Raw genomic sequence first — 24,912 nt, forward strand, 5'->3', positions numbered from 1 at the left:
CGGTTGGGGCATCGGTCGTTTGCACCCCGGTTTCTTACCCTGCGCCGCGTACGGGCCTGGGCAGCCACGGACACCACTCATATGCGCATTTGAGGAGAGTTCAGTGGCTGACTTCGGTGTGGTGAAGGGCAAGCTGGCCCGGTTCACCCTGGTCGATTCGTGCGGTATGCCCATCGCGGGGCCCCGCTCCAGGATCACTACCAAAGGCTTCGTGACGTTCACCGCCAGCCCGCAGATGCGGGAGCGCGAGGAACTGGAGCAGACCAACGCAGACGGCGGCGTGTGTGTCTCCGACTCGACCACCCCAGAGCGGAAGTGGTGGAACATCACCCTGAACCTCTGCAAGGTCAACACCTGCCTCTACAACATGCTCACCGGCTGGGAGACCGTCACCGGCTGGGACGGCACCGATATCGGTTTCTCCGACCGCAAGGCGGTGCAGTCCGACCGCGGTGTCGCCATCGAAATCTGGACGGGCGTCGGCGTCGATGACGAATGCGACGAACCCACCAGCGACGACATCCTCACCGGCGGCGCTGCCGGCGGCATCACCAAGTACGGGTACCTGCTCGTCGGCGCGGTGAAGGAATGGGGCCTCGGCGGCGACCTCGAAATCGGCGCCCAGGTCTCCACGTTCACCCTGACCGGGCGCACCGCTGCGGCGACTCGGTGGGGTCGGGGCCCGTACAACGTCGTCGCCACCGACGCGGCGAACACGGCGGGCCGCATGTTGCAGCCGATCAAGCGGGACCAGCACATCCGCATGTTCGAGACCACGATCGCCCCGCCGGAGCCGAACGCCGATTGCTGCCCGCTGGTGCTGCCTCTGCCGTACTACGGGCCTACCGCTGTCGCGGTCGCGCCGGAGCAGCCTGCCTGCGATGCGGTCGGCACCAACGAAATCCAGTCGGTCGCCCTCAGTGGCGCGCCGACCGGCGGCACCTTCACCCTCGCCTACGGCGGCAACTCCACTGCCGGCATCGCCTACAACGCGGCCGCGACCGCTGTGGAGGCCGCGCTGGAGGCCCTGCCGTCCATCGGTGAAGGCAACGTCGCCGTCACCGGCACCGGCCCGTGGACCGTGGAGTTCCAGGGCGCCCTGGCCGAGACGAACCTGCCGCTGATGACCGCCAACGGTGCCGGTTTGACCGGCGGCACCGACCCGGACGTCACCGTCACCGAAACCCAGGCCGGAGGCGTTTTCGCCTGATGCTGGTACTCGGGGACCCTGTCGGCCGACTGCGTGTGTGGCTGGACCCGGCAGCGGATTTCACCGGGCGGCTGGAATTGCACCAGCCGCCCGGCACCCCGGTGCCCTGGCCTGCCGGGCTGGTGGCGTGGCTGCACCTGTACGTGCCGGGCGGCACGTTCGATGTGGTGTGGCCCGCCACCATCACCGGCCCCGTCATGTCCTGGAACGTCCCGGCCGCGCAGGTGGCGTTGGTGCCGCTCAACGCGTGGGCCGAACTCTGGCTCGACTACCCCGATAGTCCTGCGTTTCCGTGGCTGCGGGGCCCGGTCGGCGCCGGGTGCGGGGACGGCGGATTCGGACACACGGTCGCCGTCCCCAGTGCGGGACCGGACGCGATCGCCGTCCCTGTCCCTGGCCCGCCGGGCCCGCCGGGGACTGGCGGCGGCGGGAGTGTGGTGCAGGCGATGACCGCGCACGCCCTCGGCGGCCACCGGCTCGTCACGACGACTGATGCCGGGTTGGTGGAGTACGCGGACGCCACCAACCCGGCCCACCAGAACCGGCCCGTCTGGATCACTACCGCGGCCTGGCTGGCCGGGGTCACCGCGACCCTCACCGCCGCCGGGCTGGTGACCGAACCTTCCTGGTCGTGGACACCTGGGCTACCGATCCTGCTCGGCACCAACGGACTCCCCACCCAAGCCCTCCCGGCCGGGGCGGTGTTTCTGCGCCGCGTCGCTCTCCCCACCCGCCCCGACACCATCTTTTTCGGGCCGAACCAGCCCGTCACCCTCACCTAGGAGCACACCATGGCCGACCTCTACCTGCGCCTCGACCACGCCGACGGCACCCTCAAAGAGACCGAAGCGACCGACGTTTCAGCTGGTGCCGCGAACGCCGGTGAGGTCGTCGCCCTCGACTCGACTGGCCGGCTCGACCCGTCGATGATGCCGGTCGGCATCGGTGCCGACACCGCGCAGATCACCGCGTCCGAAGCCCTGGCGGCTGGTGACTACGTGAACGTGTGGAACAACGCCGGGACCCCGGCCGTCCGGAAGGCCGACGCCACCACCGCAGGCAAGGAAGCCCACGGGTTCGTCCTCGCCGCCGTCGCCAGCGCCGCTACCGCCACCGTCTACTTCGAAGGCACCAACACCCAGGTCACTGGGCAGACTGCCGGGCGGGTGTTCCTGTCCACCACACCAGGTCTCGGCACCTCGACTCCGCCATCGGCTTCCGGGAACATCGTGCAGCGGGTCGGGGTCGCGATCTCGGCGACGGCCGCGAACTTCGAGGCCAGCCAGCCGGTGGTGCTCGCCTGATGGCTCGCCCTGTCCTGCTCGACACCGATGCGGGAACGCTGATCACCCCCGATCCCGGTGCGACCGGTGATGTCCTCACCAGCGACGCCGCCGGTAACGCCACCTGGCAACCCGCGGCCGCCGGCACGCAAACCAAAAGGGTCTATTACAACCCCGGCGGACAGTGGACCGGCAACATGGGCTCCACCACCGTGCAGTCCTGCGGCCTGCGGATGCTGGTGAAAGTCCCCGAGAACACCACCCGCTGGCGATTCGTCGCCCGAAACTTCGACGTGTCCAACCCCGCCGGCGGCGCAGAACAAGCACTCACCGGTACCGGCCTCGTCATCGGGCTCAGCGCGTACGGCGCCGACGGGGTCCGCACCCACAACTTCGAAGGCGGCGTCGGAACAACCCTCATCGGCACCAACTTCCCGATCCCCGGTGATGGCAGCTTCTTCGTCTCCGACTGGTTCACCGCCGCCAACCAGCAGCTACAGGCCGCCACCGAATATGTGCTCGCTGTCGGCTACACCCGCCCCACCAGCGGCGCAGTGAAAAACGCTGTCGGCCAGTGCTACCGATGGACCACAGCAGCCAGCGCACTCAACCCCGCTATCACCAGCGGCGGAATCACCACCACCCTCGGTACGCCGCTGGACTGGGGAATCGAATACGAGGTCGACACCAGCCGCAAACACTTCTTCCTCGTCGGTGACTCGATCGCCGAGGGAATCACCGGCATATCCGGCGGAACGAACAACACCGCGTGGCGGCAGGTCCCATTGTGGACCGCGTGGCCGCGGCAATGGGCCGAGGGACATGACGCGCTGGTCACCATGCTGGCTGTCAACGGATTCGCTGCGGCGAACTATGCGTCCGCCAGCTTCGACGTGATGTTCGACCGGTTCGACTGGGCTGCAATGAAGATCGACGGCGTCATCCTCGCCCTCGGTGCCAACGATGTGATCAGCCAGACGCTGGCCCAGTTCCAGGCCAGTATTTCCAGCATCAACGACAAGATCACCGCCCGTGTCGGGCACCAGGCGCCGACGTGGATGTGCACGGTGATCCCGCGAAACGGCCTCGACGGCACCCAAAACACTCGCCGCCGCTCCTACAACACCTGGATGTTCGAGCAGTTCCCGTTCGGCATTGCCGGGGTCATCGACGCCGATTACCGCTTCCGTGTCTCGTCTGCGCAGGAAGACACATACACCCCGGAGTTGTACACCGATGGCATCCACGCGTCGTTGCGTGGCCTACAGGTCTACGCATCGGTGGCCGGAGCCACCGTTGGATGAAGTGATAGGGAGAATCGTTTGTCTGTCCTGAATCGAATTGATGTGATCCCGTCCGAGCAGTGGTCTGCGATCCCGGCCGGCGGTCAACGCCTGGTGTGGGCGACCGCCGACGACGGCAAGATCGCTACCTTCTGGCTCGCGTCGAGCGACACGAACGAGACCACCTCCAGCGGGTGGGCGCTGATTCGTACTGACGTTCTCCCGTATCAGGGAGTGCTTGTTGGTGGACCGCCGCCGTACCGTGGCCGCGAAGCTGGTCTGGTCGGGGCGGAAGCGTTCGTCAACGACGAGTTCTTCCTGTGGGTGTATGACATCCCGGCGTGGGGACCCCCGCAGGTGATAGGCGAGCCTGCGCCAATCGGTGTCGAGGGCGAGCCGCTGAACTTGACGCTGTACCCGAAGAACTCGGACCTCACGCCGCCCGCATAGGTCTCGGTGTTGCACCCCTGCCGCCTACCTTCCCGGTCATGAGCTGCACATGGCCGATCGCGCGCGAATGCCTGCCGGAGGTGACCGCCCCCGACGATCAGGTGAGGTTGCAGGCCGCCGTCGACGCCGCCGTCCACGTGCTGTGGTCGTTCACCGGCCGCCAGTACGGGTGCTGCCCGAGGGTCGTGCGGCCCTGCCCCCGCGACTGTGACGGCCCGTTGTTCTGGTTGCCGGGCTGGTCCTGGTATCCGGAGCTGGAAAACGGTGTGTGGCGCAACGTCACCTGCGGCTGCGGCCCCACCTGCCGCATCGGCGGGCCCGGCGTCGTCCACCTGCCCGGCCCGGTGTGTGAGGTGCAGACCGTCACCGTCGACGGCGCGATCATCCCGTCGACTGAGTATGTGCTCGAGGGGGATGTGCTCTACCACCGTGGCGGGCGTTGGCCCGACCAGGATCTCACGATCCCGGCCGGGTCGCCGGGGACGTGGACGGTCGAATACACCAACGGCCGCACCCCACCACCCGGCGCCGGACAGATGGTGGCGTTGTTGGCGAGGGAGTTCTGGAATGCGTGCGAGGGCGGCAAATGCAGGCTCCCGCGACGGGTGGAATCGCTGACCCGGCAAGGGGTGACGATGAAGATGGCGGACCCGTCGATCTTGTTCGACAAGCGGGTGACCGGGTTGCCGGAGGTGGATTCGTGGATCGTGGCCGCGAACCCGGCCCAGCAGATGGCCCCCGCCGCCGTGTTCAGCCCTGATTGGCCGGGTGGTGCGTGATGGCGGGCGATAAGGCGGTCACCATCATCGGTTTGGTGGCTGAGCAGCTGCGGGCGTTCTTCGGCGACACCGCCGCCGTCCAACCATTGGGCGGCGGAACCAACACCGTCCGCATCCTCGCCGGCGACAGCGCGGTCATCCCGGAATGGCTTTCCGGCGAGCAGGAAAGCTGCTGTTCGGACTGCGGCCCGTACCTGTGGGTCAGGTTGGTGCGGCGCTGGCGTTCCGGCAACGAATTCCCGCAAGAGCTGCCGGTCGCGAAATGCGGGACGGGACGCGCGATCACCGTAGAAGCGGGTATCGCCCGCTGCTACCCGATCACCGACGACCCCACCGAGCTGGAGCAGCTGGCGCTGGTGCAGCTTGATGACTCGTGGCGCATCGACAACGCGCTCTGTTTGGCGATGGCGAAGGCCGAACGCGAAGCCGTCGCGCTGAATACCGCGATCGGTGCGGGTGAGCCGATCGGTCCGGAGGGGCTGGCGATCTTGTGGGTGCAGCAGGCATCCGCACAAATAGCGAAGTGAGGACCCCATGCAGGTGACTATCGAGGGCGTTATCGACTCCGATGTGTGTGAGCGCGGCTCCCAGCATCGGGTGGAGTGGACGCCGCTGGTGCAGGGCCTGGCCCGTAACGGCATCGTCCGCATCATCGAATGGCACCACCCCGAACCCGAACCCGTGCCGGTGCGGAAGCCGCGGCGCGCCCGCTCTCGCTCTGAGGGTGACGAATGAGCCTGCGGGCACGGCTACGGGCTGTCTGGCAGCGAATTCCCGGTACTCAGGCGCGGGCGGTGCGCCGCGCCGAGCGGGACCTCGATCAGCTTGGCCGCCGCATCGTGTTCAACGCCCGCCGCCGCGTCCCGTCCCGGACCGGCGCGCTGCGTAACTCGATCGGCTACCAGGTCAGCAACGACGGCTCCCGCGCCCGCCTCCGCGTGTACGCCACCGCGCCGCACGCCCGGTTCGTGCACGAGGGCACCCGCCCGCATGTGATCAGACCGCGCACCGCTCGGGCGCTGCGGTTCCAGATTGGTGGGCGTGTGGTGTTCGCGGCCCGCGTCCAGCATCCCGGCACCCGACGCAACCCGTTCCTGGCTGATGCGGTGCGCGAGGAGATGGCCCGCCAACGGATGCGTTGAGCTGACCTGGGGGTTTCACCCCACTTTGCCACTGTGCGCGCGTGACGGCGCCGGGCATCAACATCCCCATCACCGCGGACGGCTCAGATTTCGATGAAGAGCTGCGCCGCGCTGTCATGTCCGCAATCCGGGATGTGCAGCGCGACCTGGACCGCAGCCCGCTCAACGTCCGCGTCAACGTCGACGTCGATCACTCCCAACTCGACCGCCTCCACAGCTCGCTCGACGGTCTCGGCCGCTCGGCCGGGCAGGCCGGTCTGGTCACCGCCGCCCTCGCGGGGATCGGTGGCGCGGCCGGTGCGGCAGCGGGCGCGGTCGGTGGCCTGGTCATCGGCGCGGCCGCGCTCGGCCCGGCGTTCGCCGCCGCTGCCGGTACAGCAGCGGTCGCCCTGTCGGGGGTCAAGGACGCGTTCGACGCGGTGAAGGCCGCCAGCGAGGCGGCCCCGCAGGAGGCGGCAGCGCAGGCGAAAGCCGTTGCCTCCGCACAGAACCAGCTCACGAGCGCGTTGGAGGGTGTGGAGTCGGCGCAGCGGTCGCTGTCGGATGCGCAGAAGGACGCCCGCGACGCCCAGGACGACCTGGCCGACGCCTACAAGCAGGCCGGCGACGACCTCGAAGACCTCCAATTCAAGTTGCGCGGTTCGGTGCTGGACCAGAAAGAGGCCGCGGTCGCGCTGAAGGACGCGCAGCGGGAGTACGCGGAGGCGTTTTTCGATCCGTCGCGGCGGGAGAAGGCGCTGCTGCGGTTGGAGAGGGCGCAGCTGCGCTACGACCAATCGGTTGCTGAGGGCCGTGATGTCGCCGAAGAGGTGGCGGAGGCCCAGGAGAAGGGCATCGAGAACAGCGACCGGGTGGTGGCGGCGCGTGAGCGTGCCGCGCAGGCCGATCAGCGTGTACTGGATGCGCAGCGGCAGGTGGCGGCGGCGAACCGGCAGGTGGCGCAGGCACAGGCGGCGTTGACGGAGGCGCAGACCGCCGGCACGGCATCAGCGCAGAAGCTTGAGCAGGCCCTCGCCAACCTCGCGCCGAGTGCGCGCGAGTTCGTGACCACCGCGCAAGAACTCGGCCCGGCGTGGGAGGAAGTACGCAAGTCGGTCCAGGAGACCGCGTTCGAGGGCCTCGCGGACGAGCTGCGCGGTCTGGCGACGGATGTGCTGCCCACGCTGAAGGACGGCATGGTCGGTGTCGCCGGCGAACTGAACGCCGGGGCGCGCGGGTTCGCTGATTTCCTCCAGTCCGCCAACGGCCTCGAAGGTTTGGAGGCGACCTTCGACAACACGCGGCTGCTGCTCCAGGGGATGCGGGAAGGGTCGCAGGGCTTCCTGGACTCGCTGGCTGCGTTGGCGGTGGGGGCGCAGCCGTTCATGGAGGGGCTGGGCCGCGCCATCGGCGGCATCGGCACGTCGCTGGGTGAGGCGTTCCGGGGCATGGCCGAGAGCGGGCTGTTCCAGACGGTGCTGGTGGGGCTGACGAAGGCGCTGGAGGGTGTCGGACCACTGCTCGGCGACATGATGACCGCGTTCGCTGAACTGGGTGCGCGGGTGCTGCCCGCGTTGCAGCCGCTGTTCGTGGCCCTCGGTGACGCCCTCGTCGCGATCGCCCCCGCGCTCGGTGATCTGGGGCGGATTTTCGCGGATTCGCTGACCGCGATCATGCCCACCCTGTCGGCGTTCATCCGCGATTTGGCGGTCGGGTTGCAGCCGGTGCTGCCGGTGATCGCGAATCTGCTGAAGGCGGTGGGTGATGCGCTGCGGCCGATGATCGGTCCGCTGTCGGAGGCGGCGGTCGTGCTCGGTACCGCTATCGCTGACGCGGTGCGCGCCCTCGCCCCCGCGATGGGGCCGCTGGCGCAGGCGTTTTCGGACCTGGTGATCGCGGTGTCGCCGCTGATCCCGATACTCGCCGACTCGTTCTCCGTTGTGCTTCAAGCGCTGGCACCGGCTATCTCGCAGATCGCTCAGGCGCTGGCACCGGTGATCGCGCAGTTCGCGGAGCAGATGAAGCCGGTGCTGGAGCAGCTGGCTCCGATCCTGGCGGAGACGGCGATGATCCTGGGCACCGCGATAGCCGACGCCATCAAACAGGTTGCCCCGGTGTTGCCCGAGTTGGTGACAGCGTTCACTGACCTCGTCCTGGCCGTGGTGCCGTTGCTGCCGGAGTTCGCCAAGCTGGCGGCGGAGATCCTTCCGCCGCTGGTGCGTATCTGGGTCGAGATGACCCCGATCACGATCAAGCTGATCGAGGCCCTGACCTGGCTGGTGCAGCAGGTGCTGCCCATTGTGATCTCGAACTGGGAAACCATGGGCGACACCCTGTCCACGGTTTTCACCGTCATCGGTGACGCCATCGTGTTCTGGAAGGACGTTTTCAAAGCCGCGTTTGACGAGGTCAAGGGCTGGTGGGACGACCTGCAAACCAAGTTCGACGGCGTGAAAACATGGTTCACCGACACCCTGGTGCCCGCTTTCTCGACCGCGATCGACAAGGTGAAGGGCTTCTTCCAAACCGGTGTCGACGGCATCAAGACGGCCTGGCACGGCCTCCAGGAAGCCGCGGCGGTTCCGGTGCGGTTCGTGGTGAACACCGTCTGGAACGAGGGCCTACTCAAGGCCTGGAATGCGGTAGCCAGGTTTTTGCCAGGTATCGAGCCGATGGAGAAAGTCACCCTCGGATTCGCCACGGGTGGCGCGGTGCGCGGGCCGGGCTCCGGCACGTCGGATTCGATTCCGGCGTGGCTGTCCAACGGCGAGCACGTCGTCACCGCCGCCGAAGTCATGCGCGCCGGTGGGCAGAACATCTGGTATGCGATCCGCGACATGATCGCGCGCGGCATCCCGTTCCGGTGGGACAACGGGCGCGTCATCTCCGAACTCGGCCGCAACAACCTCTCCGCGTATGGGGCGGCGGTGCGGGAGAAGGGCATCGGCAACGTCCCCCCAGAGGGCCTGTTCGACCCGATCCTGCCCCGATTCAAGTCCGGTGGCGCGGTGGAGGTGCTGCCGTGGATGCGACAGCTGCTGCGCGGCCACGAGTTCGCCAAGTCCCAGCACGGCCGCCACTACCAGTGGGCCGGGCCCCGGTTCGTCGGCGACAGCTTCGACTGCTCCGGATTCATGGGCAGCATTGCGGCGGCGATCCTCGGCCAGAACCCGTGGAAACGGTACTGGGCCACCAGCAGCTTCGGGCGCGGCCAACGCGCGTCCGGGCCGCAGGGATTCGTGGCGGGCGTCGACTCCGGTTTCACCATCGGTGTCACCGACGATCCGGGCGGGCCCGGTGGCGGCCACACCGCCGGCACCCTGGGTGCGCTGCCGAAGCTGGGTATCCCGGCGCCGGTCAACGTCGAATCCGGTGGCAGCCTGGGCAACGTCCACTACGGTGGCGGCCCCGACCCCCGTAGCTTCCTGACCCAGTACCACCTGCCCATCGGCGCCAACGGTTTCTTCCAGCCGGGTGTGGGTGGCGGGTCGGTGGGGCCGTCTCCGAGTGAGCAGGCCGGTTTCATCGAGCGCCGTATCGGCGACATCTACCGGCAGGTCACCGGCCCGATCCGCGACCAGATCACCTCGGTGATCGGTTCGCCGCCGCCGGAGTGGAAGCGCATCCCTGGGGCGTTCTTGTCGTGGGCGGAAACCGAGTCGGTGAAGTTCCTGGCGAGCAAGGTGCCTGGCCTGGGTGATCTGCTGCCGGGGGCGTGGGAGGGCGCGCAGACCGTCATCGAAGGCATCGGCGACACCGCCCGCAAGGCGTTGGATGCCCTGAACCCGTTCGACTCTGGTGGTATCGCCACTGGCACAGGGTTCATGCCGAAGAACATCATCGCGCCCGAACGCGTCCTGTCGCCGGAGCAGACCGCGCTGTTCGAGGCGCTGGTCATGGCGTTGCAGAAGATCGCCGGGGCCGGAGCCACATTCGGCACCAGCGTCATCGACGCCCTCGGCGCAGGTATCGGGCGCGCGGTCACCGACACCCTCACCGCGCTGATCCCGGCGCCGGCCGAACGCCCCGAACGCGAAGCCACGGATACGGCGTTTCTGGCGCAGCAGGTCACGATTGACGAGCAGGGCCGCATCCTCGCGGACACCCGCGATCTGTTGCAGCGCAGTGAGTCCGACCGCAACCGGGTGATCGTGGAGCAGGCCGAGCAGCTGCGCGACCAAATCCAGGATGTCGCGCACCGGCTCTCAGGTGGAGTGCTGACCCCGATTGTGCAGTCGGCGATGGATGCCGCGCTCGGTGTCGTGAAGAACATGTTGGGGGCGGGGTTCGAGCAGGTCACCGATGGCACTGACCGCACCACCGCCGCCGTCGAAGGACTGGACGTCGGGACCGATCCGGCGACGGGTGCACCGCCGCCACCGTTCGGTGCGCCCGGCAGCGCGTTCGATGCGGCGTCCGCGATCTCGGAGGCTGTCGTCAGCGTGGCGAACTCGGCGACGCAGGCGTTCAACAAGGTCGCCCAGGACATCGCCAACGCCGCCCTCGAGCAGCGGCCGTCGCGGGTGGACAACAGCCGGGGTGTGCTCGGCCGCGACATCTCCGGCGGCCCGCTGGTCGACCTCATCGTCCGCCTCACCGGCGTCGAAATCGAAGTACTCGACACCCTCCAGAACACCCTCGAAGAGGTGCGCGAGTTCCGGGGCGATCAGGTGTCGGCGTTCGACTCGGCCGGCCGCATCGTCGCGGATACGGCCGAACTCATGCAGCGCAATGAGTCCTCGCGTGAGCTGGTGCTCAACGAGATGAACCGTTTGAACCGCGAGTTGATGAAGGCGGTCATGCGGTACCTCGTGCTGAGCGTGTTGTTGCCGATCCTGACCGCTGTGCTCGGCGCGATGATCCAGCTCGCCGTCACCGCCATCGGCGCCGCTATCGGGTCGATCATCCCCGGCATCGGCACCGTCATCGGCGCAGCCATCGGCGCGGTCGTCGGCGCGGCGCTGGCGGGCGCGGCGGCGGTGTTCACGTCGATCCTCGCGGTGGGCGCGGGTGCGGCCATCGACTCGTTCGACTCCGGTGGTGTGGCGTCGGGGATCGGGTTCATGCCGAAAAACACCATCGAACCCGAACGCGTCCTGTCGCCGCGGCAGACCGAGAGCTTCGACCGGCTGGTGGCGGCGCTGGAGGGGCAGCGTGGCAACCGCACCGTCAACGCCCCGATCACCGTGTACGAGCGTCCGGGCGCGGGCCGCGCGATCCAATCGAACCTGCTGAGCCTGCTGTAGGAGGAGCCAATCGTGGATATCGACAGGCAGGTCACCGAGCTGGGGCAGCGGTCGTTCTCCGACCCCGATGCCCGCGAACCGCTGGTAGGTCCGACGCAACCGGCGGTGTTGTGGGGTGCCGTGCTCGGTGGCGCGACCCCGCCCACTATCACCGTGAATGCGGAGGACTGACGGGTGTATCGCGGATACCTGGCCCTGGCCGGGGTGGAGTTGACCAACACGTCCCGGTTGATCGCGCACGCCCGCCCGGACATCCCCCAGTCGATGGAAGAAGCCCTCGCACAATGCGCGTGCCGGGCCGACTTCGTCTCCTATGACGATTCGTGGCCGGGGATGCCAGCGTTCCTGGGTGATGGCCCGTACCTGATCACCAACGCACCCTGGTACGACCCGTCCATGCCGCAGTCGGCGGAGTTCCTGGGCTACTGGGTGACCTCCACCGAGGGGTTCGGCGCGACGCCGGTTGATCGGGCGGTGAACGACGCGATCTGTGCGGGTGGGGTCGCGGGCCCGCACCGGGATACGCATCGGACGGTGCGGGTGGAGGCCCTGATCATCGCCTGCACGAACGCTGGCGCCCAGTATGGGCTGGAGTGGTTGGACTGCCGGATGCGCCCGGCGAAGGCATTGTCGGGGACGACGCTGGAATACCTTGCTGCCCATCCCGAAAACAGTGCGGCTGATCCGCAGATGTTGCGGCGCACCATGAACCGGGTGGTGTTGACCCGCGAGGTATCAGTGACGAAGACCTCGAACCGCCGGAACGTGGAGAACCGGCAGGGCTCGATCTTCAACGTGGACTGGGAGTTCGCGGTCATGGACCCCTACACGTACGGTCCGGCCAGCGTGGAGGCGGTGGTGTGGGATTCGACGGTGGTGGAGGGCATCGAGTGGGCCCACCAACCCAACTGTTCTGATCCCGCCGCCTGCGACACCATCCCCGTCCTGACCTCCGCCACATGCGTCCCCGCCACGGTGGATGTGCGCGCGATCCAGCCGCCGGTGTGTTCGGGGTGTACGCCGATCTGTGAGGTGGAAACCCGCGTCACCCAAATCCCGGCCGCGGCCGGCATGTTGTGCACCGACCAGGCCGTCACCCTCACCATCACCGCCAACACCGAGGTGTTCTCCGGCAATTTCTGGTTCCGGCCGTGCGGGTCGGCTGATGCGTGTGACCGGACCGGGTTCTTGTCGGTGGCGGGGTTGAAGCCGGGCGAGACCGTCGTCGCTGATTCGGTGGTGGGGCGGCCGTACGGGATTATCGGTGGTCAGCAGGTGCGGCAGGTGGGTGTGGTGTCGACGCCTTCGGGTGCGCCGTGGACGGCGACGGTGCTGGATCGGACGCAGTGCTGGGAGCTGGTGGCCCAGCATGAGCCGGGCGCCGACTACACCGTCCAGGTGCAGGTTCGGGGGCGGGCATGAGGTTGGAGCAGGCGGCGTTCGGTGTGCACGGCGCGGACGGTGTCGCGCTCGGTGTGGTGGAGTGCCCCACCGACTACACATGGTCGCGGGAAATCTGCGAAGTCTCCCGACTGTCGCTGAATGCGCCGATCCAGGATTTGGCCGAGCAGGTGATCCCGTGGACGCATTGGGTGTCGTGTTGGCATGGGCAGGCGTTGCAGTGGGTGGGCCCGATCATCGACGCCCAACGCGACCGCACCAGCCTCTCCCTCGAAGCGCGGGACCCGGCCCGCTTCATGTGGGAGACCCGCACCCCCACCACCCGCCGCTGGGACGGCCTCGACGTCGCCCCCATCGCGGCGGACATGTGGCGCGACCTGCAACGCATCCAACGATTGACGGGTGATCCGGTGGTGTTGCCGCCGAACCCGAACCACTCCCGCTACAACGTATCGGTCACGGCCGACCAGCGGATGGTGCAGCAGGACATGGCCGAGATGGTGAAGATGGGCCTGCGCTGGACCAACGTCAAGGGGCGCATGGTGTTCGGGGTGCACCCGATCCAGGTCGTCGCCGAGCTCGCCGACTGCGACCTCACCGCCGGCGCCAAGGTGCGGCGTTCCGGTGCCCGGACGAAGAACGATGTGCGGTTGCAGGGGAAGAATTTCGCGCACACCGAATACATCCCCATGGCCGGGCTACGCCTCCAAGGCATCGTCAGCCTCGATGACCTCGAAGGCGTCAACAACATCCAGCGGGCGGCGGTTGACCGGGTGCAGAGGTCGGCGCGCATCCGCGACGAACTGATCGTTCCCTCCCCCGCGACGCTCACCCCCGATGCGCCGATCGAGCTGGACGATCTGGTGCCGGGTGTTCATGTGGCGGTGACTGCACTGGGGATACGTAGCGTGCTGCGCGTGGACAAGGTGCAGGTGGCCGGGTCATCGACCGGCATGGAGGTATCGGTAACCCTGTCGACGCCGGAAATCCCGGACGAGTTGGAGCGTGCGGGCGGGCAGGTGGTCGAATGAGCGGCACAGCCGAACCTGTACGCGAGGCCACCAACGACGCCGAATGGGCGCGCGAAACCACGCGCCGCCTGGACTCGCTGGAAAACCCCACCGCCCAGCGCATCGGGCCGTGGGTGCTGTCGGCGGCCGATGACGGCAGCCTCATCGCCTCCTACGTGGAAGGCGGCAGCGTCGTCCTGGCGCGGCCACCGGCGGGTGGGGAGAACGACCCCGACTCCATCCAAGACGACGTGTTGCCGGAGGTGACCGTCACCCGGATGGCGGGACAGTCGATCCCGGCGGCGGGGGCCGCGGTGATTTTCGACGGGGTGCGTATCGAGCAGGGCGGCGACTGGACCGGCGGCCGCACCACCTTCGACGCGATCACCGTCCCCGAAACCGGCTACTACACCGTCTCGGGCACCGTGCACTTCAACACGGGCTCGGCGTTGATGGCGGCGGGCATCGTGGTCGATGAGGTGTTCATGGCCGGTGGCCGCGCCTCCGACGCCGGGAACCCGTGGCCGTCCGCTGAGGTGCTCGGCCGGATGCTGCTCAACGCCGGGCAGTCCGTCAGCTTGTTCGCGTATGCGGGTGCGGCGCGAACCATCGGCGGGTCAGCGTTTTTCACCCCGGCCGTGCCGACCGAGCTGTCGCTGGTCATGTCGCAAAGGAGCCGCTGATGCCCCAAGTCTGCGTTTCGCGGAACGCGTCGATTGTCGGCGGCGAGCTGGGGATCGCGAAATGGTCCGCGCCCCGCATGGTCGCCCAGGTGAGCGCGACATCCAGCGGGGACGGTGCGATCACCGGCGCCGGCCTCACCACCCAGCCGGGCCGACTGATGGTGAACGCGCAGATCAGCTGGACATCCGACAGCCCGCTCGATTCGATGATGCGGTTGCAGGTGATCCGCCCGTACCGGACCATCATCTGCTCCAACCCCAACGTCGTGCAGATATGGGACTCCTGGAACTGGGCGATAGACCGGCCCGCGCGGGTGCCGGACGGCTACAACCTGGTCAACTCGCTGTGCACGCTCGGCGTCGACATCGGCACCGACAACGTCGCTCAGCCCGTCTACGGCAGGGTGCATCAGGACTATCCGGTGTCGGCGTCCGAGGAATGGTACGAACTCCCGGCAGGGTCGACGCTGAACGTCCACTACAGGGCGTACGTGTGGACACCGCCGCCGTGGTCGAACAATGCGTCAGCGAACAACCCTCTGCATGAGGCGTATGCGCGTGGGGTGAAGCTGCGGTTGTGGGCGTTCCCGACCGCTGATGAGGGGGTGCGATGACCGTGCTACCGGCGGCCCTGCGCTTCCTCGATGGCCTCGACAATCTCGCGGTCGCGGCGCGCGCTGGCCATGATTTCCCGGTACCGGGCCGAGAGGTCGCCCTCGCCGGTGTCGGCGAGCCCGACCCAGGGGAACCGCTGACGTATCGCGTCGTAGTCGACCGGCTCGTCGTCGCCCATACCGAGAGGATAGCCGCATGAGCATCCCGATTTGCTCCAGTGAATGGATGCTGAGCGGGCCACGCGGGACCGGGTTTTCGGATGGCTGGCTGCCCAGGATCGTTGGGGAGCGGTTCGTCACCTCCACCCGCGACGGCGAAGTGCAGCGCGCACCCGACCCGGTGCCGTTCATCGAGGCCGAGCTGACCTGGGCCAACAACACCGGCACCGATCAACAGGTGTGGTTGGGCACCCACCGCGCGCCGCGCGTGGTGATCGCGGCGAACCCGAACACCTACGCCCTCGATGACGCCATCTCCTGGGATGTTGCTGTCTCCCCGAACGCGCCCGCCCCGTTCGCCGCGGAGAACGGCGTCGGCGCCCGCTGCCAAACCACCCCGTTCTCCAGTAACCAGGTCGGGTACACCAGGCTGTTCCGGGGCTGGGACGACAGCGTGCGCACTGACGAGATCGGCACCGTCCCGGCCGGCGAGACCGTGCACGTCCGCTACGCGGCCCTGTATACGACGCCCGGCTCCTGGCGGGCACCGAACCAAGCGCTACAGGTGGTGCGCGCCTACTGGGTGCGGCTGCGCCTGTTCGCGGCACCGGAGGCCACACCATGACCTACCCCTGCGTCGACCCCGATTTCTTCGACACCACCGGCGGGGCGATATCGCCGAAACGCCAGTGGCAGTGGGAGCACCGCGCCACCGCACAGGGTGGCGGGGCGGTGTTCACGCCCGCGAACAACGCCTCCCCCGGCACCACCCTGTTCACCACACAAGCGGTCTGGACGAACGACACCGGTGTGCCGCAACAGGTGTACGCGGTCATGACCCAGGGCCCGGTCCGGTACGTGCTCGACGGACTGAAACACCTGGTCATCCGCTACCAGTGGGGCACCTCGTTCGGCGCCGCACCCACCGACCCGACCCTGACCGAGGAGTCACGAGTCCGCGGCTACCCGGATTTCGGCTCCGCCAACGCCACACCGTCCGGGCCGGTCGCGGCGATCTATGTGCTGCTGGAGGATCGGCAGCCGACGAACAGCGTGCCGATCGGCGACGTGGTGACCTTGCCGCCGGGCCAGCAGATGAAGGCCCGCGTGCAGGTGTCCTGGTACACCGCCGCGTGGGGAATCGACTGGTACACAACGTTCTGGGGCGACCCCGTACCTCACCGCGTCGGCAAGGTCGGGCCGGTCAGGATCGACCTGTTCAGCGTGCCGGTCATCCCGTAGGCGGGCTTCGGGGTGAGGGTGTCGGGAGTCGAACCCGATTCGCGAGGCACCACTAGTGCGGCCCTCTAAACTGCGCTGCCAGCCAAGCCCCGCTGGAGGCGTTTCACCTCCTGGCCCGTCACGGGATAGCTACTCCCACGGACTGGTTGCTCTCGCTGTTTTCGGTGCGCGCTTCCGCCGGTGACCCTCACCCGAAGCGAGCGGCATACGATCCGCCTACACAGGATCGTACCGCCCCGAGGGGGTTAGATCGTGGTCGGCCGTCCCGGATACCAGGCCGAAACCTCGGACAGCAGGACCCGCAGGCGGGGAGTGTTGATGGTCCCTGCTGGCGTTCGTATCGTGACGTCCCGCAGGTGCAGGTGCCGAATCATCGTGGAGGGTGTCATGTTCTCGCGCTCACGCCGCTGGACGTACTCCTCGGCGGGCCGTTCGTACAGCATCCGCGCGAACGCATCGATCAGCGTCTGGATGTTTTCGTCATCGGTTCGCGTCATCAGTTCTCGATGCTGTTCGGCTGCCTCCTGGTAGAAGCTGTCGACAGATGCCGCGTCGCCAGACACGACGGACCCAGGCAGAACGAGAGTCACAGATGTGCCGTGCCCGAACGAGTTCACGAAGTCTGCGATCTCTTGGAGCGTGCGGTCAGGGGCGCCGAACCAGTCCTTGGTGTCGCTGAGGTCGGGGTAATGGTCTTCGGGGAGTTCGCCGGCGGCGGTGTCTTCGGTCATGCGGCGGATTGTGCCAGCAGGAACCGACATCGCCAGCTCCTACCGCTGTCTTCCTGGGCTTTCACCCCTCCCACCTACGGTGCGCCCAGTCATCCGATCAGGGCAGCCAAGGATGGGAGAAACCCGATGACGATTCAGCCGCCGAGCGGTGCCGAAGACCTCGCCGCTCAGGCAGAAGCGCTGCGGCGTGAGCGTGAGGAGTTCCAGGCCGAGCAGGCCGCCGCCCTCGCCGCGCGCGCCGACCGCGACCTCGCCGAAGCCGAAGCCACCGCGGCCGCCGACGCCGACACCTATCACGTTGACGCGGACGGCAACCCGATCCTCGACCCGGACGGAAAACCGTACCGGCGCGGCGAGTGGGAGACCGACGACAACGGTGCCCTCATCCTCGATGACGCGGGCAGCCCGTACCCGTTGTGGAAGCACGACACCGTGGAGCACAAGGGCCACACGTTCCAGATCAGGCGCGCCGAGCCGGCCGCGGTGAATGCGTTCACGATGATGAGTACGTCGTCGTTGCCGGCGGCGACGCAGATGCGGATGTATCGGCAGTTTGTGGACCGGCATATGTCGTTGATGTCGCAGGCGAAGATGTTCGACCTGATGTTGGACGGCGAGTTCGACATGGACGACTACAAGGAAATGTTCAAGCTGATCGCGACGCAGGACACTGCCCGCCCTACCGGGCCGTCGAAGCACTAGCGGCGTTCGCTGTCCACAATTGGCGCACGATCCGGGGCCGGCTGATCTTGGCGGGGATACCTGACCCGTTGCGGCAGTTGCCGGATATGCACGCCATCCTGGATGTGGCTGAGGTGCTTTTGACGGAGTCCATGAGCAAGGAAGAGCTGGAATCGTGGTGGCGTAAGGCCTACCGGCCGTCCCGCCCTGCGATCACGCCGGGCGGGACGGTGGCGGAGGAGCGGCCGGACCCGCCTGGTTTCGATGTGGAGGACCAGCAGGATTCGTTCGCGGCGTTCCAGAGGATGGCCGCCGGGTTCGAATAGGAAGAGGTGGCCCCCGCCGTGGTGGCGGGGGTTACCGGTATTCGGGGGGGATGTTCCATTTGGCGTCGGCGGGGCGTCCGCTGCCGGGGCGGCGGGCGTTCCAGGCGTCGATGGTTTCGGGGAGCCAGCCGCGGGTGTCTCGGCCTTCGGCCTTGATTATGGCGTCGGCGGGTGGGAGCTTGTAGTTCTTGAGGGTGCCGGGTTCGATGCCGACGCGGTGCGCGAACAGCCGGAGCCCTAGGTATGTGACGGCCACGGTGACCTCCTTCCTTCACACACAACCATACCCGTATATAGCGGTATTCCGTGTATCGGTTTCGTGGAGGGTGGCCCTCACCACAGACGCGGCGGGGTGGTTGCACCCCGGTTTTCTACGGTGCGCGGCATGGCGACCACGATGGAACGGCTCACCTCTCTGTTGGGGTTCGCGCAGGCCCGCCACGGTCTGCCGTACGCCTACGGGGGTGCGTTCTCCCCGAACACCAGGGATTCGACTGACTGCTCTGGGTTGGTGTTTTCGGCGGCGGCGATCCTCGACGGCCGCGACCCATACCGCCGCTACGGGTCGACGGAGACGCTGCGGTTGGCGCGGATGAATCGGGTGCCGGCGCCGTGCGGGTTGCTGCCGGCGTCGTCGGCGGCCGCGATCCCCGCCGATGCGCCGCTGCGGGTCGGGTTGCAGCACGGTGGCGGCGGACCCAACTCACACACCGCCTGCTCGTTCTTCATCGACGGCCGCGAGTACGCGTTCGAGTCGCGCGGCTGGCCCGGTGTCCTGCTGTCCTCCCCCGGCTCGCGGGCGACGAACCCGCCCGGCAACGTGGCGCGCGCGTGGAACTCGGCGCTGTTCAACGACTTCTGGTACTTCCCTGGTCCGGTGGGTCCGGTCGATCCGAACGCGTTCCCGCTGCCGCCGGGCTACTACTACGGCCCCTACGAAGGACCGGAGGAATCCATCTCCGGCCGCGCCGGGGAACCAGAGGCATGGGTGGAGGGCCTGCGGCGTTGGCAGCGCGCCGCCGGCATCCCCGCCGATGGCATCTACGGTGCGGCGACGAAGGCGCGCGCCATCGAGTACCAAATCCCGGCCGGTCTGCTGCCGGATGGGTTGATCGGCCCGAAGACTTGGGCCCTGGCGATGAAGGAGCCACGCGTGTCCGACACGAGCTTGTATACCGCGTTGACGGCGTTCATGAAGGGATACCTCGACCCGCTCATCAGCGACGTGAAGGACATTCGGGAGCAGCTGACTGGATCGCGGGACCTCCACTACCTGGACGCGGCGCGCACTCAGGTGGATGTCGCGAAGAGCTTCCCCGGTTGGCCGGATGTGCTGGGGACGAAGCCGGGGCCGGATGGGCGGCCGGTGGGCCGGTTGCCGGTGGATGCGCTCGGTGAGCTGCTGCTGCGGCGGGAGGGAGGTGATTCGGAGTGAGCGCGATGCTGGAGCGGTTGGACGGCGGTGACTGGGTGAAGATCCTGGGGGCTGTCGTCACGATCGTTGGGGCGTTCGTCCTGTGAGGGAAACGCCGGGTCAGGGGCTGGTTTCCTGGCCCGGCGTTGCCCGTTTATTGCCCGTTGGCGCTGTCGCGGGGCGGCGCTGTGGTCGCTGTGGTCGCGAACGGCCCCCGGAACAGGGTCCGAAACCGGAGAAAATCCGATGAAACCCGTGGCAATCCGACGCAACCTTTAGCTACTCTCGGGTAGCTTATCGTGTTGCGATTGAGACATTTTCCACATTGCAACCGCTCACAATTCGGCCGTCGGCACAGAGAGCCGCCGCACCGACCGGAAACCGCGAGTACGGCGCATACGCTTTGCGCATTACTCCAATTGCATTGTCACGCAGGAGTTTCCAGTCGATTTCGGTCATCCCGAACTCCCCTCGAACGGGCCGCACCAGGGCATGGACGAACCACCGCACAACCCCTCACCCACCGGGAAAGGTAACCCTAACCTACCGGAAATGCACGCAACGCGCGGCACTCCGAATTAGTTCCGCGATTCGGAGAGGATTAGAGTCCAACAACAGATCGGTTCAGGTTCCCGGCGGCGGGCCGGAGCGCAGCCACAAGCGAAAAACTCCTGGTGGCCGCGAGCTGGTTTGCACCGGATTTCCGGCTCGAAGCGCCGGCGTCGGATCTGCGACCGGGTCCATCAACGACGTTGGAGGCACCGCACTCTATGACCACGATAGAAGCTCCGGCTCAGCCGAAGCGGAAGACGCTGTACCGAGGCGACCCCGGAATGTGGTCCTGGGCGCTGCACCGGATCACCGGCGTCACCGTCTTTTTCTTCCTCTTCGTCCACGTCCTGGACACCGCGCTGGTGCGCGTCAGCCCCGCCGTCTACGACGACGCGATCGAGACCTACAAGAACCCGATCGTCGCGTTCATGGAGATGGGCCTGGTCTTCTGCGTGCTGTTCCACGCGCTCAACGGTGTGCGAGTGATCCTGGTGGACTTCTGGTCCAAGGGCCCGCGCTACCAGCGCCAGATGCTCTGGGGCATCCTCGGCCTGCTGGTCGTGCTACTCGTGCCCGCTATCGGTCGGATGTTCTACCTACTGTTCACGGAGCACTGATAACCCATGAGTGAGCGAAGCGAGCGAATCATGAACACAGCCGCCATTGCGGTCATGTCGGTGCCGAGCGCCAGCGAGGTACTGGCATGAGCGCACCTGTACTCGGCAAGTCGTACGACCGTCCGGCGAGCCTGGATCTGCCCCGCTCCCCGCGCGCACGCGCCAACAGCAACTTCGAGAAGTACGCGTGGCTGTTCATGCGCTTCTCCGGCCTGGCACTGATCGTGCTCGTCCTCGGCCACATGTCGATCATGCTGCTGCTCGACGGCGGCGTGAAGCGGCTGAACTTCGCGTTCGTGGCCGGCCGCTGGTCCAGCCCGTTCTGGCAGATCTGGGACCTGGCCATGCTGTGGCTGGCTCAGCTGCACGGCGGCAACGGGCTGCGCACCGTGATCGCGGACTACTCCCGCAAGGACTCGACCCGCTTCTGGCTGAACACGCTGCTGGTGCTGTCGATGATCCTGGTCATGGGCGTCGGCACCTACGTCATCTTCACCTTCGACCCCAACATCAGTTAGGAACAGGCCACCTCCGATGAGTGAATCCCGGATTCAGGAGCACCGCTACGACGTCGTCATCGTCGGCGCCGGTGGCGCGGGTATGCGTGCGGCGATCGAGGCCGGGCCCCGGGCGCGCACCGCGGTGCTGACCAAGCTGTACCCCACCCGCAGCCACACCGGCGCGGCGCAGGGCGGCATGTGCGCGGCGCTGGCCAACGTCGAAGAGGACAACTGGGAGTGGCACACCTTCGACACGGTCAAGGGCGGCGACTACATCGTCGACCAGGACGCCGCCGAGATCATGGCCAAGGAGGCCATCGACGCGGTGCTCGACCTGGAGAAGATGGGTCTGCCGTTCAACCGCACCCCCGAGGGCAAGATCGACCAGCGCCGTTTCGGTGGCCACACCCGCGATCACGGTAAGGCCCCGGTCCGCCGGGCCTGCTACGCCGCCGACCGCACCGGCCACATGATCCTGCAGACGCTGTACCAGAACTGCGTCAAGCACGACGTCGAGTTCTTCAACGAGTTCTACGCCCTCGACCTGGTGCTCACCGAGACCGAGCGCGGTCCGGTGGCCACCGGCATCGTCGCCTACGAACTCGCCACCGGTGACCTGCACGTCTTCCACGCCAAGTCGATCGTGTTCGCCACCGGCGGCTCCGGCCGGATGTACAAGACCACCTCGAACGCGCACACCCTGACCGGCGACGGCATGGCCATCGTCTTCCGCAAGGGCCTGCCGCTCGAGGACATGGAGTTCCACCAGTTCCACCCGACAGGCCTGGCCGGCCTCGGCATCCTCATCTCCGAGGCGGTCCGCGGCGAAGGTGGCATCCTGCGCAACGCCGACGGCGAGCGCTTCATGGAACGCTATGCCCCCACCATCAAGGACCTCGCGCCGCGCGACATCGTCGCCCGCTCGATGGTGCTCGAGGTGCTCGAAGGCCGCGGCGCCGGGCCGAACAAGGATTACGTCTACATCGACGTGACCCACCTCGGCGAGGACGTGCTCGAGGAGAAGCTGCCCGACATCACCGAGTTCTCCCGCACCTACCTCGGTGTTGACCCGGTGAAGGAACTGGTGCCGGTGTTCCCGACCTGCCACTACGTGATGGGCGGCATCCCGACCCGGATCCGCGGCGAGGTGCTGCGCAACAACACCGACATCGTGCCCGGCCTGTACGCCGCCGGCGAATGCGCCTGCGTCTCGGTGCACGGCGCCAACCGCCTCGGCACCAACTCGCTGCTCGACATCAACGTCTTCGGCCGTCGCGCGGGCATCGCCGCCGCCGAATACGCCGAGCGCACCGAGTTCGTCGACATGCCGGAGAACCCGGCCAAGATGGTGCAGGACTGGCTCGCGCTGATCCTGTCCGACCACGGCAACGAGCGGGTGGCCGACATCCGCACCGAACTGCAGCGGTCGATGGACAACAACGCGTCGGTGTTCCGCACCGAGGACACGCTCAAGCAGGCCCTCACCGATATCCACGCGCTCAAGGAGCGGTACTCGCGGATCACGGTGCAGGACAAGGGCAAGCGCTACAACAGCGATCTGCTCGAGGCCGTCGAACTCGGCTTCCTGCTGGAGCTGGCAGAGGTCACCGTCGTCGGCGCGCTCAACCGCAAGGAATCGCGCGGCGGCCACGCCCGCGAGGACTACCCGGATCGCGACGACGTGAACTTCATGCGCCACACCATGGCCTACAAGGAGGGCACGGACCTGCTGTCCGACATCCGCCTCGATTTCAAGCCGGTGGTGCAGACCCGCTACGAGCCGATGGAGCGTAAGTACTGATGACTGCTGTTGCCGAAGCACCCTCTTCGCAGAAGCCGGCTCCGGTGCCCGAGGGTTCGACCATGATCACCGTGAAGGTGGCCAGGTTCAACCCGGAGGACGACAAGGGCGCGCACTGGGAGTCGTTCCAGGTGCCGGTCCTGCCGACCGACCGCTTCCTGAACGTGCTCATCTACATCAAGTCCTACCTGGACGGCACCCTCACCTTCCGGCGTTCCTGCGCCCACGGTGTGTGCGGTTCCGACGCCATGCGGATCAACGGTGTGAACCGACTGGCCTGCAAGGTGCTGATGAAGGACATGCTGCCCAAGAACGGCAAGTCCATCACCGTCTCCGTCGAGCCGATCCGCGGCCTGCCCGTGGAGAAGGACCTCATCGTCGACATGGAGCCGTTCTTCGACGCGTTCCGCGCGGTGAAGCCGTACCTGATCACCACAGGTAACGAGCCCACCCACGAGCGCATCCAGAGCCAGGCCGACCGCGCCCGGTTCGACGACACCACCAAGTGCATCCTGTGCGCCTGCTGCACCACGTCCTGCCCGGTGTACTGGCATGACGGCAGCTACTTCGGCCCGGCCGCGATCGTGAACGCCCACCGCTTCATCTTCGACAGCCGCGACGAAGGCGCCCGCGAACGCCTCGACATCCTCAACGACGTCGAAGGCGTCTGGCGCTGCCGCACCACCTTCAACTGCACCGACGCCTGCCCCCGCGGCATCGAGGTCACCAAGGCCATCCAAGAAGTCAAGCGGGCCCTGCTGTTCGCCCGCTGAGCTCCCCGGATCCCACCGGATCCACCGGCTGATCGAAGGCCGCCTTCCCCAAACGGGAAGGCGGCCTTCGTCGTTCGCTTGCCCACCCGGCGATGATCAGAAGCCCAGCTGGATCGCGCCCGGACCCTGCATCACCTTCTCCAACTTCCCGATCTGCTCGGCTGCCGCCACCGAAAGCACGATGAACCAGAAGAACAATTTGGCGGCCTGCCGGATCGAGGTATACACCCAGTCCCATGTCCGGTGCACCGGCGCCTGTCCGGTTGCCGTTCCCCAGATCCCCCAGCGCACCACCGACCAAGCGAGCACGAATGTGAAAGTCGCTGCGTAGCTGTGCCATGACGCGGGATCATGGTTGCGCCACACCGAAATACCGACCAACGTGAGCCCCGTCGCCACGAGCACCGCGACCGTTCGGGTAGCCCAGATGACCTGCAATACCTGGTCCGACACACCGATTCGGGCCGACCGGCCGGCGGCACCGGCGAAGACCGTACGGATATCGACCGATCCGGTGTCGCGTAGTTGATCACGCAGCTTGCGGAGATCGTCGCGGCGCTCGTTCCACCATGTCCGCGCGGATCCGATCGCATTCCTCGGTGGGCGGGCGAAACCGCGGTAGTAGAGCAGCCCCCGCACCTGTGAACGGTCCCGGAGAAATCCACGACCACGGATGTCGTCCCGCTCGATGCGCTGACCACGACGCATGGTCTGCCACCGATGCAATTTCTGCACCACACGTCCCCTGCTGCGCTCACGGCCGGGCCTGTGGTGATGGCATCGCTTCCACTCCCCGAGTACTCGATTCCGGCACGGATGCCCAGTCGTCGTGAGCGGATAATCGCAGCGCACCGGCTTGGCCGTGCCACGTGACCACCACACGACGACCGCCAGCACCCCCATCACGAATGGGAACACCAGAGCAAAGGCCAGCGGCCACGGCATGCCCCACGGACTGACCTTGTCGAAAAAGTTGGCAACAACCCCCAGCAGGCGTCTGAGGTGATTCATGACCTCGCCCATACAGCGAATCGTA

The 24,912-nt window shown here is 67.2% G+C and carries 28 protein-coding genes and 1 pseudogene; 24 read left to right on the top strand and 5 right to left on the bottom strand.

All coding sequences use genetic code 11. The features are described 5' to 3' along the window. Positions 1 to 103: 103 nt before the first annotated feature. From AC5W7N_RS29345 to AC5W7N_RS29415, 15 genes are read left to right on the top strand one after another with little or no spacing between them, the layout of a single operon-like run. Complete coding sequence (locus AC5W7N_RS29345; protein WP_495922865.1) at positions 104 to 1,210, top strand: hypothetical protein; 1,107 nt, start codon at positions 104 to 106, stop codon at positions 1,208 to 1,210. Beyond that, positions 1,210 to 1,992 (top strand): LtfC-like domain-containing protein, encoded by a 783-nt coding sequence (locus tag AC5W7N_RS29350; protein WP_495922866.1) that lies wholly within the window; start codon positions 1,210 to 1,212, stop codon positions 1,990 to 1,992. The genes AC5W7N_RS29345 and AC5W7N_RS29350 overlap by 1 nt, the downstream gene beginning before the upstream one ends. Before the next feature lie 9 nt (positions 1,993 to 2,001). Further along, positions 2,002 to 2,514 (top strand): hypothetical protein, encoded by a 513-nt coding sequence (locus tag AC5W7N_RS29355; RefSeq protein WP_495922867.1) that lies wholly within the window; start codon positions 2,002 to 2,004, stop codon positions 2,512 to 2,514. Further along, positions 2,514 to 3,797: an SGNH/GDSL hydrolase family protein gene (locus AC5W7N_RS29360; RefSeq protein ID WP_495922868.1), complete on the top strand. Its 1,284-nt coding sequence runs from the start codon at positions 2,514 to 2,516 to the stop codon at positions 3,795 to 3,797. The genes AC5W7N_RS29355 and AC5W7N_RS29360 overlap by 1 nt, the downstream gene beginning before the upstream one ends. Positions 3,798 to 3,815: 18 nt before the next feature. Next, positions 3,816 to 4,226 (top strand): hypothetical protein, encoded by a 411-nt coding sequence (locus AC5W7N_RS29365; RefSeq protein WP_495922869.1) that lies wholly within the window; start codon positions 3,816 to 3,818, stop codon positions 4,224 to 4,226. Between the two features lie 38 nt (positions 4,227 to 4,264). Continuing rightward, positions 4,265 to 5,005 (top strand): hypothetical protein, encoded by a 741-nt coding sequence (locus AC5W7N_RS29370; RefSeq protein WP_495922870.1) that lies wholly within the window; start codon positions 4,265 to 4,267, stop codon positions 5,003 to 5,005. Continuing rightward, positions 5,005 to 5,532, top strand: a complete 528-nt coding sequence (locus AC5W7N_RS29375) for a hypothetical protein (protein ID WP_495922872.1) — start codon at positions 5,005 to 5,007, stop codon at positions 5,530 to 5,532. The genes AC5W7N_RS29370 and AC5W7N_RS29375 overlap by 1 nt, the downstream gene beginning before the upstream one ends. A gap of 7 nt (positions 5,533 to 5,539) precedes the next feature. Next, on the top strand, positions 5,540 to 5,740 hold the full coding sequence (locus AC5W7N_RS29380; protein ID WP_495922873.1) for a hypothetical protein: 201 nt from the start codon (positions 5,540 to 5,542) through the stop codon (positions 5,738 to 5,740). Then, positions 5,737 to 6,147, top strand: coding sequence for an HK97 gp10 family phage protein (locus AC5W7N_RS29385; protein WP_495922875.1), 411 nt, complete (start codon positions 5,737 to 5,739; stop codon positions 6,145 to 6,147). The genes AC5W7N_RS29380 and AC5W7N_RS29385 overlap by 4 nt, the downstream gene beginning before the upstream one ends. 41 nt (positions 6,148 to 6,188) lie before the next feature. Continuing rightward, positions 6,189 to 11,372 carry a phage tail protein gene (locus AC5W7N_RS29390; RefSeq protein WP_495922877.1) on the top strand — a complete coding sequence of 1,728 codons (5,184 nt, stop codon included), beginning with the start codon at positions 6,189 to 6,191 and terminating at the stop codon, positions 11,370 to 11,372. Positions 11,373 to 11,384: 12 nt separating this feature from the next. Continuing rightward, a complete protein-coding gene (locus AC5W7N_RS29395) occupies positions 11,385 to 11,543 on the top strand; it encodes a hypothetical protein (protein ID WP_495922878.1) in 159 nt (52 codons plus the stop codon). A gap of 3 nt (positions 11,544 to 11,546) precedes the next feature. Continuing rightward, a complete protein-coding gene (locus AC5W7N_RS29400) occupies positions 11,547 to 12,794 on the top strand; it encodes a sugar transferase (RefSeq protein WP_495922879.1) in 1,248 nt (415 codons plus the stop codon). Then, a complete protein-coding gene (locus AC5W7N_RS29405) occupies positions 12,791 to 13,804 on the top strand; it encodes a hypothetical protein (protein WP_495922881.1) in 1,014 nt (337 codons plus the stop codon). Before AC5W7N_RS29400 ends, AC5W7N_RS29405 begins: the two co-directional genes overlap by 4 nt. After that, a complete protein-coding gene (locus tag AC5W7N_RS29410; protein ID WP_495922883.1) occupies positions 13,801 to 14,466 on the top strand; it encodes a hypothetical protein in 666 nt (221 codons plus the stop codon). The genes AC5W7N_RS29405 and AC5W7N_RS29410 overlap by 4 nt, the downstream gene beginning before the upstream one ends. Beyond that, complete coding sequence (locus tag AC5W7N_RS29415; protein ID WP_495922884.1) at positions 14,466 to 15,080, top strand: DUF7172 family protein; 615 nt, start codon at positions 14,466 to 14,468, stop codon at positions 15,078 to 15,080. Before AC5W7N_RS29410 ends, AC5W7N_RS29415 begins: the two co-directional genes overlap by 1 nt. A gap of 5 nt (positions 15,081 to 15,085) precedes the next feature. Here the strand turns inward: AC5W7N_RS29415 and AC5W7N_RS29420 are convergent, their stop codons facing one another. Next, positions 15,086 to 15,259 carry a hypothetical protein gene (locus tag AC5W7N_RS29420; RefSeq protein ID WP_495922885.1) on the bottom strand — a complete coding sequence of 58 codons (174 nt, stop codon included), beginning with the start codon at positions 15,257 to 15,259 and terminating at the stop codon, positions 15,086 to 15,088. 17 nt (positions 15,260 to 15,276) lie between these two features. Between AC5W7N_RS29420 and AC5W7N_RS29425 the strand changes: the two genes are divergently transcribed. Both AC5W7N_RS29425 and AC5W7N_RS29430 read left to right on the top strand, forming a co-directional pair. Continuing rightward, complete coding sequence (locus AC5W7N_RS29425; RefSeq protein WP_495922886.1) at positions 15,277 to 15,864, top strand: DUF7172 family protein; 588 nt, start codon at positions 15,277 to 15,279, stop codon at positions 15,862 to 15,864. Further along, on the top strand, positions 15,861 to 16,481 hold the full coding sequence (locus AC5W7N_RS29430; RefSeq protein ID WP_495922888.1) for a DUF7172 family protein: 621 nt from the start codon (positions 15,861 to 15,863) through the stop codon (positions 16,479 to 16,481). Before AC5W7N_RS29425 ends, AC5W7N_RS29430 begins: the two co-directional genes overlap by 4 nt. A gap of 245 nt (positions 16,482 to 16,726) precedes the next feature. Here the strand turns inward: AC5W7N_RS29430 and AC5W7N_RS29435 are convergent, their stop codons facing one another. Then, on the bottom strand, positions 16,727 to 17,212 hold the full coding sequence (locus AC5W7N_RS29435; protein WP_495922889.1) for a GvpU-like protein: 486 nt from the start codon (positions 17,210 to 17,212) through the stop codon (positions 16,727 to 16,729). On the opposite strand from AC5W7N_RS29435, the gene AC5W7N_RS29440 reads away from it, so the two are divergent. Both AC5W7N_RS29440 and AC5W7N_RS29445 read left to right on the top strand, forming a co-directional pair. Beyond that, entirely contained in the window at positions 17,171 to 17,914 is a 744-nt protein-coding gene (locus AC5W7N_RS29440; protein WP_495922890.1) for a hypothetical protein, read from the top strand. The genes AC5W7N_RS29435 and AC5W7N_RS29440 overlap by 42 nt on opposite strands. 68 nt (positions 17,915 to 17,982) lie before the next feature. Beyond that, a complete protein-coding gene (locus tag AC5W7N_RS29445; RefSeq protein WP_495922892.1) occupies positions 17,983 to 18,219 on the top strand; it encodes a DUF7240 domain-containing protein in 237 nt (78 codons plus the stop codon). Between the two features lie 31 nt (positions 18,220 to 18,250). Here AC5W7N_RS29445 and AC5W7N_RS29450 read toward each other — a convergent pair whose 3' ends face one another. Further along, on the bottom strand, positions 18,251 to 18,475 hold the full coding sequence (locus AC5W7N_RS29450) for an XRE family transcriptional regulator (protein WP_495922894.1): 225 nt from the start codon (positions 18,473 to 18,475) through the stop codon (positions 18,251 to 18,253). Between the two features lie 129 nt (positions 18,476 to 18,604). On the opposite strand from AC5W7N_RS29450, the gene AC5W7N_RS29455 reads away from it, so the two are divergent. Then, positions 18,605 to 19,654, top strand: coding sequence for a peptidoglycan-binding domain-containing protein (locus AC5W7N_RS29455; RefSeq protein ID WP_495922895.1), 1,050 nt, complete (start codon positions 18,605 to 18,607; stop codon positions 19,652 to 19,654). A gap of 288 nt (positions 19,655 to 19,942) precedes the next feature. On the opposite strand, the pseudogene AC5W7N_RS29460 reads toward AC5W7N_RS29455, so the two are convergent. Then, a pseudogene (locus AC5W7N_RS29460) lies at positions 19,943 to 20,092 on the bottom strand (cytidine/deoxycytidylate deaminase family protein); the annotation flags it as partial. Positions 20,093 to 20,403: 311 nt separating this feature from the next. On the opposite strand from AC5W7N_RS29460, the gene sdhC reads away from it, so the two are divergent. From sdhC to AC5W7N_RS29480, 4 genes are all read left to right on the top strand, one after another. Then, the gene (sdhC, locus tag AC5W7N_RS29465; protein WP_195020678.1) at positions 20,404 to 20,802 is read left to right on the top strand and encodes a succinate dehydrogenase, cytochrome b556 subunit; all 399 of its coding nucleotides are present in this window, start codon (positions 20,404 to 20,406) and stop codon (positions 20,800 to 20,802) included. An 86-nt stretch (positions 20,803 to 20,888) separates the two neighbouring features. Continuing rightward, on the top strand, positions 20,889 to 21,320 hold the full coding sequence (locus AC5W7N_RS29470) for a succinate dehydrogenase hydrophobic membrane anchor subunit (RefSeq protein WP_163817106.1): 432 nt from the start codon (positions 20,889 to 20,891) through the stop codon (positions 21,318 to 21,320). Positions 21,321 to 21,336: 16 nt separating this feature from the next. Next, positions 21,337 to 23,103, top strand: a complete 1,767-nt coding sequence (gene sdhA, locus AC5W7N_RS29475; protein WP_085996156.1) for a succinate dehydrogenase flavoprotein subunit — start codon at positions 21,337 to 21,339, stop codon at positions 23,101 to 23,103. Further along, positions 23,103 to 23,876, top strand: coding sequence for a succinate dehydrogenase iron-sulfur subunit (locus tag AC5W7N_RS29480; protein WP_163817104.1), 774 nt, complete (start codon positions 23,103 to 23,105; stop codon positions 23,874 to 23,876). The genes sdhA and AC5W7N_RS29480 overlap by 1 nt, the downstream gene beginning before the upstream one ends. Positions 23,877 to 23,972: 96 nt before the next feature. On the opposite strand, the gene AC5W7N_RS29485 is transcribed toward AC5W7N_RS29480, so the two are convergent. Beyond that, positions 23,973 to 24,899 carry a hypothetical protein gene (locus AC5W7N_RS29485; protein WP_195020677.1) on the bottom strand — a complete coding sequence of 309 codons (927 nt, stop codon included), beginning with the start codon at positions 24,897 to 24,899 and terminating at the stop codon, positions 23,973 to 23,975. Positions 24,900 to 24,912 lie beyond the last annotated feature (13 nt).

The sequence above is a fragment of the Nocardia sp. CDC519 genome (genome assembly GCF_059509835.1).